This window comes from Streptomyces sp. PA03-1a (genome assembly GCF_033792805.1).
GTDB lineage: Bacteria > Actinomycetota > Actinomycetes > Streptomycetales > Streptomycetaceae > Actinacidiphila.
The window spans coordinates 1-9,705 of sequence record NZ_JARAVO010000306.1; the positions used below are offsets into that span (position 1 = coordinate 1).

Consider the following 9,705-nt stretch of genomic DNA (forward strand, 5'->3'; position numbering starts at 1 on the left):
TTCGCCGGCGCGGGCGCCGAAGCGGAAGCTGAAGGAGAGTCCGACGTACACGACGGCCAGCACCGCGAGCCAGCCGACGGCGACCAGCGCGCCCTGTCTGAAGCTTAGGTAAGGCTACACTAAGTTCCCCTCGGGGGTGAGGTCCCCCGGAGACGTCCCGGAGCCCGCGGCAGGCGACGCGCCGGGGCCTGGCGAAGTGACCTCGGCCACGTCCGCACCCCACGCTTGACCTCAAGCGCTTGAGGTTCCGAAGACTGAGGACGTGGCAATGACAGACGCCCCGCCGGTGTCGATCCAGGAGGTGTCGCGACGCAGCGGCCTCTCCGAGCCGACACTGCGCTACTACGAGAAGATCGGCCTCATCGGCCCGGTCCCCCGCCACGAGAGCAGCGGCCACCGCCGCTACGGCGCTTCCGCGGTGGAGAGGATCGAGGCCCTGAGCTGCCTCCAGGCGACCGGGATGAGCGTGCGCGACATGCATGCCTACCTCCGTCACCTCGACGGGGAGGCGGACGCCGACCGGGCCGTGCAACTGCGCGACCTGTTCCGGCGCAACGCCGACCGGGTGGTCGAGGAGGTCGAGCGGATGCGGGTCCGCCTGCGGTACCTGCAGCTCAAGACCGACCTGTGGGACGCGCGGGAGCGGGGCGACGACGACGCGGAGCAGCGTGCCGTGGACGAACTCACGCGCACGGTGCCCGATCTGAGATAGGGAAGAGAACACCATGTACGACCTGAACCCCGGCTCCGGACCCGTCCTCGTGACGGGCGGCAGCGGCTACCTCGGCTCGCACGTTCTCGACGCGCTACTGCGCGCCGGCCACCGGGTGCGCACCACCGTCCGGTCGCCGGACCGCGCGGAGGGCGTCCGCGCGACGGCGGCCCGGGCGGGCGCCGACCCCGGACGGCTGGAGATCGTCGTGGCCGACCTGGGTGCGGACGAGGGCTGGGCGGAGGCGGTGAAGGGCTGCGACACGTCCTGCACGTGGCGTCGCCCTTCCCGGCCCGGCAGCCCCGCCACGAGGACGAGGTCATCGTCCCGGCCCGGGACGGAGCACTGCGCGTGCTGCGGGCGGCGCGTGACCACGGCGTCCGGCGCGTGGTGATGACCTCGTCCTTCGCCGCCGTCGGCTACAGCCGTACGGGTGGCGGAGCCTACGACGAGAGCGACTGGACCGACCCCGGGGACGACCTGCCCCCCTACGTCAAGTCCAAGGCGGTCGCCGAGCGCGCCGCATGGGACTTCACGGCCGCCGAGGGAGGCGGGCTCGAACTGGCCGTGATCAATCCGCCCGGGATCTTCGGCCCGGTGCTGGACCGGCACCTGTCCGCCTCGGTGGGGCTCGTCAAGGCGATGCTGGAGGGGGCCCTGCCGGTGGTCCCGCCGCAGTACGTCGACGTGGCCGACGTGCGTGACGTGGCGCAGGCCCACCTGCGGGCGATGACGGAACCGGCCGCCGCGGGCGAGCGCTTCCTCATCGGCACCGGCACCGCGACGAGCTTGTACGCGATGGCCCGGATCCTGGCGGAGGGGCTTGGCGAGCGCGCCGCGAAGGCGCCGGCCAGGGAACTCACCCCCGAGGAGGTGCGGGAGGGCGCGCGCACCGACCCGGCGCTGCGGGAGGCGGCGGGTCGGCTGGGCAAGGTGCCGGTGCTCCGCACCGACAAGGCGCGCGCGGTGCTGGGCTGGGAACCCCGGTCCGTGGAGACGACCGTCCTCGACACCGCCGGGAGCCTGTTCCGGCTGGGACTGGTCGACGCCTGACACCCCGTACGGGTCAGGTCGGCCAGTGGTACCCGAGGGTGAAGTCGACCACCACGGCGAAGGTCAGGTACAGCAGCCAGGCGGCGGTCAGCAGCCGGAACAGCCCCATCACGCGTTCGGCGACGGGCACGCCGACCGACATGACGAACTTGCTGAGGTAGACGGCGAAGAGCCCGATGAAGACCAGCCCGACGGGCCAGTCGTCGACCGCGAAGAACACCGTCGCGCCGAGCGCCGACAGGACCATGTAGGCCACGCCGACCCCGGCGTTGACGCGTGCGTCGTTGCCGCGGTAGCGGTCCCAGCCGAGCGCGAACCAGTGGATGCCGTACGCGGTGAAGGCCAGGGCGGCCATGTAGAGCGGCGGCTCCTTGAACACCTCGAACCAGGTGAGCCCCACGAAGAGGATGACGCCCGCCATGAGCTGGCAGAGGCCCGGGAGCCAGATGCCCCAGACGCCCATCGCCCGGTCGACCCGCTCGTCCCGCTTGGGCCAGCCGAACAGTTCCTGGGACCCCCAGATCAGATAGCCGGTCGCCAGGCCGAAGAAGCCGAGGGCGAGCGGCGGGTACACCGACGGTTCAAAAATTACATCCATTAGTCCATTATTCACCCAAATGGGTCATATTGCCCATTCGGCCCACGAGCGAGGGTGACGGACCGGCTCTCACCCGTCACCCTCCGTCGCGTGGTGCCGCAGCGGCCCGAATGATGTTGCCGCGGCGCGCCGAGCTGGAGAAGGATCCACAGCTGTCGCCCCGAGGCGTGTACGTGCAATCAGCGATGAGGGAGGACGATATGGAGCCACGGGAACTCCGTGGCGCAGTTGAGGCAGGACGTGCCACCGCATCGGAGCTGGGCCTTCAGGCCGACGACGTGGTCGTCATCCACAACTCGGACCGCGTTGCGCTGCGCCTGGCCCCTTGCGATGTTCTGGCCCGGGTCGCCCCTTCTGGCCATCTGGCTGATTCCGAGTTCGAAGTGGAGGTTGCCCGCCGCCTCGCCGACGTCGACGCTCCCGTGGCCGGGCTCGACCCTCGGGTCGACCCCCGGGTCCATGTGCGTGATGCCTTCGCCATCTCGCTCTGGACGTACTACGAACCCGTGGGACCGCGGATCGCTCCGGCCGACTACGCGGACGCGTTCCTGCGGCACCATGCCGCACTGCGCCGGATCGACCTGGACGCACCGCATGTCACCGATCGAATCGCTGCGGCACTGGGAGAAGTCGGCGACCGGGAGCGATCCCCCGAGCTGTCGGATGCCGACCGGGAATTCCTCCGCGGCACACTGGCCGGGCTGAGCGCGGCGGTCGGCATCGGCAGGGCCGGCGAGCAGCTGCTGCACGGCGAGCCGCATCCGGGCAACCTCCTCAACACGAAGAGGGGGCCGCTCTTCGTGGACCTCGCCACGTGCTGCCGTGGGCCGGTCGAGTTCGATCTCGCCCATGCGCCCGATGAAGTGGGAAAGCACTATGCGGGGGCCGACCACGACCTGATTCACCGGTGCCGCGCCCTGAACTGGGCGATGTTCTCGGCCTGGCGCTGGCGCCGAGACGACCAAATGCCTGACCGGGACCACTGGAGGGTGGAGGGGCTCCACCAGGTTCGTGCCGCACTCGACCGCTGCGAACCGGGCTGAACCCGGGACGGAGGGGCCCTCACGCCTGCCGCGCCGGGGTGCCGTCCGGTCGGCTCGCGTCCATGCCGAACGAGTCGTGGACGGGGCGCACCTCGACCGCCACGACGTGGAAGTCGACGACGCGTCGGGCGATCTCCCGCGCGCGCTCCGGGCTCGTGCAGTCGACCACGTAGTAGGCGGTGACCTGCTCCCTCGCCTCCGTGAGCGGTCCGTCCGCCGTCGTCGGGCCGTCGCCGCGCAGCCGGATCGTCGTGGTGTCCCTGGGGTAGGCGAGTCCGGCCCCGTTCAGCAGCTCGCCGGTGCCCGCGAGATCCTTGTGCAGCTCGTCGTGCCGGCGGAACACCTCGGCGCGTTCCTCGGCGGTCATCGCCTCGGTCGCCGCGGGGTCGGCGTACATCAGCACCAGGTACTTCATGCCACCACCCTGGCAGAAGGCCGCTCGTCGCGGCCTTCTGCCAGGGGAACCTCAGCCCGCCGTGATGCGGAGCCTGATCGTCCGGGACTGCGGGCGCAGCGCGAACTCGGGCCACACGTCGGGCCCGCAGGCCCGGGAGCCGAGGCCGTGCTGGGCCGCGTCGACGAACAGGTGGCTGGTCGCCGACTCAGGGAGCTCGAACGGGTGCGCCGCCCGGGCGATCTGCTGCGGTGTGTGGCGGCTGAGCGTGAAACCCGGGAGGCGCCCCTGTGCGTCCGGGACGGTCACCAAGCGGAGCACTCCGGCGCCGCCACTGGTCAGTTCCAGCCGTCGCAGGCGGGAGCGGTGCCCGGTCTCCTGGGGGCGCGCGTAGGCGACGGAGAGTTCGTCGAGGCCGGCGGAGAAGCGGCCGGTGCGCGCCGCGCGGAGGCTGTCCGGGTAGGACTCGTGCGGGCCCATGCCGAACCACTCGGCGCCGTCGACGGGGGCGCCGCCGTCGGGCAGGTCGAAACGGACGCCGATGCGCGGCCACACCGTCGCCCAGCCGCCCGACGGCTCGATCTCCACACGCAGTTCGAGCTCGTCCCCCTGCAGGGACCAGACGGTCTCCACCGTCACCGACGACGCGGTGTTCGCCGCGGACACCTTGGCGACGGTCCGCAGCGCGTCCGGGGCGGTCTCCACCGACAGCACCCGCGTGGTCAGCCGGTCCAGGCCGTCGCCACGCCACAACTCGGCGTTGGAGACCCCGGGGACGTGGGCGTCGCTCTCCTCGGCCACCCCCGAGGTGCCCTCGTCGTTGTCGGTCGGGGCACGGAACAGTTCCAGCCGCGGGCCCGCCACGGCGCGGCCGGCGAGCCGTACCAGGTCCCCGCCGGCGAACTCGGCGATGCCGAGCGTCAGCGTCCCCTCGCTCCGCCGCCAGTCGGCCGGAAGCCGGACGGCGGGCACGGCACGTCGCGCCGAGCGGTCCAGCTGGGCGGTCGCGACCACATGGCCCTCGCTCGCCCACGCGGTGCCGGCCGCCAGGACCGCGTCCAGGGTGAGCCAGGTCTCCGCGTCCCGCGACACCGCGATCCGCGGCAGCGGCACGCGCGCCGACCCGCCCGCCACGACGACGGGCACGTCCAGGTCACCGGCGTCCACGGGCGTCCCGTCGTGCTCGACGCGCCAGCGGAAGCGCAGGTCGGCGGTGTCGGCCGAGTGCCGCAGATTGGTGATCGTCACCACGCCGCCGCCGTCGTCGTCGCCCGCGTCGAAGGTGAAGCGGACCGGCTGCACCACCGCCTTGAACTCGTGGAGGCCGGGGGTCGGGACGTCGTCGCTGAGCACCATCCCGTCCATCACGAAGTTGCCGTCGTGCACGACCTCCCCGAAGTCGCCGCCGTAGGCGTAGTAGGGCGTGCCGTCCGGGGCCGTCGTCAGGATGCCGTGGTCGCGCCATTCCCACACGAAGCCGCCGTGCAGGCGCGGATGCCGGTGCACCAGCGCCTCGTACTGGTCGAGGGCGCCCGGCCCGTTGCCCATCGCGTGGGCGTACTCGCACAGCAGGAACGGCTTGGTGCGCTGCCGTGCGCCCTGCGAGGGGGTGCAGTCCTGCAGCGGGGTGCGCGAGCCGTCGGTCCCGATCTGCTCGGTCTCCGGCACCGAGGCGTACATGCGCGAGTAGACGTCCGTGTACGCGCCGGTGTGGTCGCCCTCGTAGTGCACGGGGCGTCCCGCGTCGCGGGCGTGCACCCAGGCCGACATCGCGGCGAGGTTGGCACCGGTGCCCGCCTCGTTGCCGAGCGACCAGAGCACGATGCTGGGGTGGTTCTTGTCCCGTTCGACGGTGCGCCGGATCCGGTCCAGGTACGCCTCCCGCCACGCCGGGTCGTCGCTGGGGTTGCCGGCCCAGCCGACCTTGTCGAAGCCGTGCGTCTCCAGGTCGCACTCGAGGACGACCCAGAACCCGAGTTCGTCGGCGAGGTCGAGCAGCCGCGGATGCGGCGGGTAGTGGCTGGTGCGGATCGCGTTGACGTTGAACCGCTTCATCAGGGCCAGGTCCTCGCGCGCGTGCTCCTCGTCGAAGACACGGCCGCGCTCGGGGTGGGTCTCGTGGCGGTTCATCCCGTGGAAGACGACGCGGCGGCCGTTGACCAGGAACCGGTCGCCGCGGATCTCGACCGTGCGGAAGCCCGTCCGCACCGTGACGGTCTCCGCCGCCGAGGCCACCGTGACCTCGTACCGCCGCGGTACCTCGGCCGACCAGGGTTCCACGCCGTCGACCTCGAACGCGGTCACCTCGGCCGCGGAGCCCCAGACCCGCTCGACGCCGAGCTCGGGGATGCGGAGGGTGACCGGGAACGCCGCCGCCTCCGCGGTGACCTCCGGGTCGATCCGGCCGCGCCCCCGCTCGAACCCGGTGCGCAACCAGACGTCCTCGATCCCCCCGACAGGCCGAGCGATCAGGGTGACGTCGCGGAAGATGCCCGGCAGCCACCACTGGTCCTGGTCCTCGAGGTAGCTCGCCGCCGACCACTGGTGCACGCGCACGGCGACGACGTTGTCGCCCGGGCGCACGGACGCGGTCACGTCGAACTCGTGGGCCAGCCGGCTGCCCGAGGCACTGCCGACCTCGTCGCCGTTCACCCACACCTTGAAGAGCGACTCCACGCCGTCGAAGCGCAGCACGACCCGCTCGGCCCGCGACCAGTCGGCGGGCAGGTCGAAGTGGCGGCGGTAGTCGCCGGTCGGGTTCTCGTCCGGTACGTGGGGCGGGTCGATGGGGAAGGGGAACTGGATGTTGGTGTAGATGGGCCGGCCGTAGGCCCCGTCCCCCTGGAGCACCCAGTGGGAGGGCACCGGGATGTCGTCCCAGCCGCCGTCGTCGAAGCCTTCGGCCGCGAAGTCGTCCGCCGCCGTCGCCGTGGGCGACAGACGGAACCGCCAGTGCCCGTTGAGCGAGCGGGAGGGGGCGTCGGAGTGCAGCCACGAGCGCGCCGGACGCAGCGCGCCACGCCCTGGTGTGGTGTCCGAAACATACGCGGAGAGCTCGGAGGGCAAGAGGTCACAACTCTTTCTTGGTAGCGAAAGGGGGATCCGGTGTGCGGTCACGGCCGCGGTCGGGGTCACGGCCGCGACCGCGACCGCGGCTACCTGAGCACGATCGTCCGGATCTCCCACGGGCCGAGGGCGAGTTCGAGTGCGCCCTCCGCGGGTGCGGTGGCCAGCGGCCGGCCGAGCAGGTCGACCGTGGTCACCCGGCCGAACGCACCGGTGACGCGGGCGGTGGAGCCCGTGTCGCTCATCGCCACCAGCCGCACCTCGGTGCCGGCACCGAGCTCGTCGCCGGTGACACGGCGGACGCTGGAGACGAAGACGTCCGTGCCGTCGACCCGCACGCCGGCCGTGTCGGGGGGCAACTGCCCACCGGCGGGCGCCGTACCGCGGGTGACCAGCACGTCGTTGCGGAACTCCTCGGCGAGGGCGACCGCGTCCGCGGCCTGCCAGCCGGTCGCCGACGGCAGGACGGCGAAACGGTTCTCGATGCGCACCCCGAGGTCCTGCGCCCCCGGCGCGGGGATCTCGCTCGCCGCCGGTTCGTCGCGGAGCGGATGGATGTTGACGCTGATCGAGCCGATCGCGCGCAGGAGGGTCACGGCGAGTTCGGCGCCCCCGGCGGTGAGTTCGTACTCGGTGGCGTGGTCGAGCAGCACCGTGGCCGCGCCGGCCGACACGAAGCTGCTCGCGGGGAAGGTCGGGATCGGGTACTCGCCCCAGCCGCCCTCGGCGGTCAGCCCGCGCTCGGTGACGGCGAACTGCCCGGCCGACGCCGAGCCGGCCGCCGGCCGGGGGAGCGGGACGTGGAAGCGCAGCCGGTGGTCGGCGGCCTGGTTCAGGAACGACGTGGTGACGCGCACGAAGGGCTCGCCCGCGCGCAGCTCCACCAGGGTCTCCACCGGCGTCGGCACGGTCCGGTCGCCGCGTACGTCGCGGTCGGGCGAGAGCGCGGCGGGCCACGGGTACACGCGGGTGATGCGCACCCGCGACCGCAGCGGGCCGTTCTCCAGGAGTTCGACGGCGACCTCCGTCGGCTCCGAGACGAGCAGGTCGTGGGCCGGCGGGCCGTAGTTGTAGCTGTCGCCGCGGTCACCGCCGTCGACGAGACGGCCGACCCCGCGCAGCACGGTTCCGTCCGCCCCGGTCACCTCCAGGGTGCCGTCGGCGGCGATCACGACCTCGGCCAGCCCGTTCGACAGCGACCCGGCCGTCGCCGTCGCCGGCACGAAGGCGGTCCCCGGTGCGGGCGCCTGCCCGGCGGGCGCGACCGTGAAGCTCGCGAGCCCGGAGGCGGGGACGGCGACCGGAACCAGCGCGGTGGCCCGCGCCTCCTCCAGCGTCAGCACCCGCCACTTGCCCGGGTGCGCGGCGGCAGCGGCGGCGACCTCGCGGCGCAGGATCAGCAGGTCGAACGGACCGCTGGAGGGCACCTCGGCGAGGTGGAAGACGAGCGAACCCGCGGTGAGTTCGTAGTGGTCGATCTGGCGGCCGAACAGCTCGCGGCGGTGGATGCGACGCAGCACCCGCTCGAGCTGCGAGGCGTCCATGCGCTCGTCGCTGAGCACGGTCGGCGCCTGCGCGACCAGCTGTACGGGGTGCTCCGAGCCGTCGGCCGCGGTCGCGACGAGGACGGTCCCCTCGGGCGGGGCCACGACGTCGACCTCGACCAGCGTCGTGCGCGGGACCGTCAGCGGGTTGGCGACCAGGTGGCCGTCGCTCGGCACGCGGGCGGCGGGTCCGGCCAGCGCCGCGTCCCGTACGGCGCGCGCGGCGTGCGCGGCCTCGGCGAGCCGCGCCTCGACCTGGTCGGCGGTCTCGTCCGTGCCGGAGCCGACGACCGAGTCGTGGGCGCTCGACTCGATGATCTTGTGCCACGCGAGCGAGAGGAACGGCGTGTCGTCACGCCCGGACCACAGCGCGTTCAGGCGCTCGGCGTGGTCGACGGTGCGTTCGGCGACGGCCATCCGGTGCTTGAGCCCGCGCCGCACCGAGAGCACGCCCGGGAGGATGTTGCCGCGTACGTGGCTGCGCAGTTCACCGGTGACGACGGCCGGGACCTCGTCGCGCACGTGCTTGCGTACGTACTCGTCGAGCGTGGCGATGGTGATGGTGCGCCCCTCGCCCGAGGCCTGCCGCAGCCACTCCGCGAGGCGCGGGTCCGGTGCGTTGTGGTCGGTGCCGGCCATCGCGAGCACCGGGTCGTCGCCCCACCGTCCGGCCGTCATCTCCGCGTACTCGCCCAGCGCGCGACCGATCTGATCGGGCACCAGCAGGACGTCGAGGCCGTTGTCGTAACCGTCGAAGAGGAACTCGGTGCGCACCTCCGAGCCGTCGGGGGCGCGCCAGCGGAAGGCGTGGCCGTCGACGGAGCCGGGCACCCCGCGCCACAGCGCCGCGTGCTCGATCCCGGCGCGCGCCAGGATCTGCGGCATCTGGGCGACGTGGCCGAACATGTCCGGGAGGTAGCCGATGGGCATGGAGCCGCCCAGCTCCGCCGCGGCCGCCCACCCCATCTGCAGGTTGCGGACGATGGTCTCGCCCGAGCAGAGGAACTCGTCGAGCAGGATCAGCCACGGCCCGATGGCGAGCCGGCCCTCGGCGACCAGGGCCGTGACGCGCCCGCGGTTCTCCGGCCGCATCTCCAGGTAGTCCTCGACCGCGGCCATCTGCCCGTCGACGGTGAAGCGGAAGTCCGGGTTCGTCTCGGCCGTCTCCAGCACGGTGTCCAGGGCGGTGACGAGCCGGTGCCGGAACACCTGGAAGGGCTCGTACCATTCCCGGTCCCAGTGGAAGTGGGGCACGAAGACGGCGGATCGGGGCATGGCAACGGGACCTTCTGTGC

At 72.6% G+C, this 9,705-nt stretch carries 7 protein-coding genes and 1 pseudogene; 4 read left to right on the forward strand and 4 right to left on the reverse strand.

From position 1 onward, the window contains the following. The first annotated feature begins 268 nt into the window (after nt 1–268). From PV341_RS40695 to PV341_RS40705, 3 genes and pseudogenes are all read left to right on the forward strand, one after another. The gene (locus PV341_RS40695; RefSeq protein ID WP_500323623.1) at nt 269–712 is read left to right on the forward strand and encodes a MerR family transcriptional regulator; all 444 of its coding nucleotides are present in this window, start codon (nt 269–271) and stop codon (nt 710–712) included. 13 nt (nt 713–725) lie between these two features. Then, nucleotides 726–917: pseudogene (locus tag PV341_RS40700) on the forward strand (NAD-dependent epimerase/dehydratase family protein); the annotation flags it as partial. Between the two features lie 68 nt (nt 918–985). Beyond that, a complete protein-coding gene (locus tag PV341_RS40705) occupies nt 986–1,765 on the forward strand; it encodes an NAD-dependent epimerase/dehydratase family protein (protein ID WP_500360456.1) in 780 nt (259 codons plus the stop codon). A gap of 13 nt (nt 1,766–1,778) precedes the next feature. Here the strand turns inward: PV341_RS40705 and PV341_RS40710 are convergent, their stop codons facing one another. Next, complete coding sequence (locus PV341_RS40710; protein ID WP_500323625.1) at nt 1,779–2,363, reverse strand: hypothetical protein; 585 nt, start codon at nt 2,361–2,363, stop codon at nt 1,779–1,781. A 200-nt stretch (nt 2,364–2,563) separates the two neighbouring features. On the opposite strand from PV341_RS40710, the gene PV341_RS40715 reads away from it, so the two are divergent. Next, nucleotides 2,564–3,406 carry an aminoglycoside phosphotransferase family protein gene (locus tag PV341_RS40715; protein WP_500323626.1) on the forward strand — a complete coding sequence of 281 codons (843 nt, stop codon included), beginning with the start codon at nt 2,564–2,566 and terminating at the stop codon, nt 3,404–3,406. A gap of 19 nt (nt 3,407–3,425) precedes the next feature. On the opposite strand, the gene PV341_RS40720 is transcribed toward PV341_RS40715, so the two are convergent. The 3 genes from PV341_RS40720 to PV341_RS40730 form a co-directional block, all read right to left on the reverse strand. Then, nucleotides 3,426–3,821 carry a YciI family protein gene (locus tag PV341_RS40720; RefSeq protein ID WP_500360458.1) on the reverse strand — a complete coding sequence of 132 codons (396 nt, stop codon included), beginning with the start codon at nt 3,819–3,821 and terminating at the stop codon, nt 3,426–3,428. 51 nt (nt 3,822–3,872) lie between these two features. Then, nucleotides 3,873–6,866 (reverse strand): glycoside hydrolase family 2 TIM barrel-domain containing protein, encoded by a 2,994-nt coding sequence (locus tag PV341_RS40725; protein ID WP_500360460.1) that lies wholly within the window; start codon nt 6,864–6,866, stop codon nt 3,873–3,875. An 89-nt stretch (nt 6,867–6,955) separates the two neighbouring features. Then, a complete protein-coding gene (locus PV341_RS40730; protein ID WP_500323630.1) occupies nt 6,956–9,685 on the reverse strand; it encodes a glycoside hydrolase family 38 N-terminal domain-containing protein in 2,730 nt (909 codons plus the stop codon). Nucleotides 9,686–9,705 lie beyond the last annotated feature (20 nt).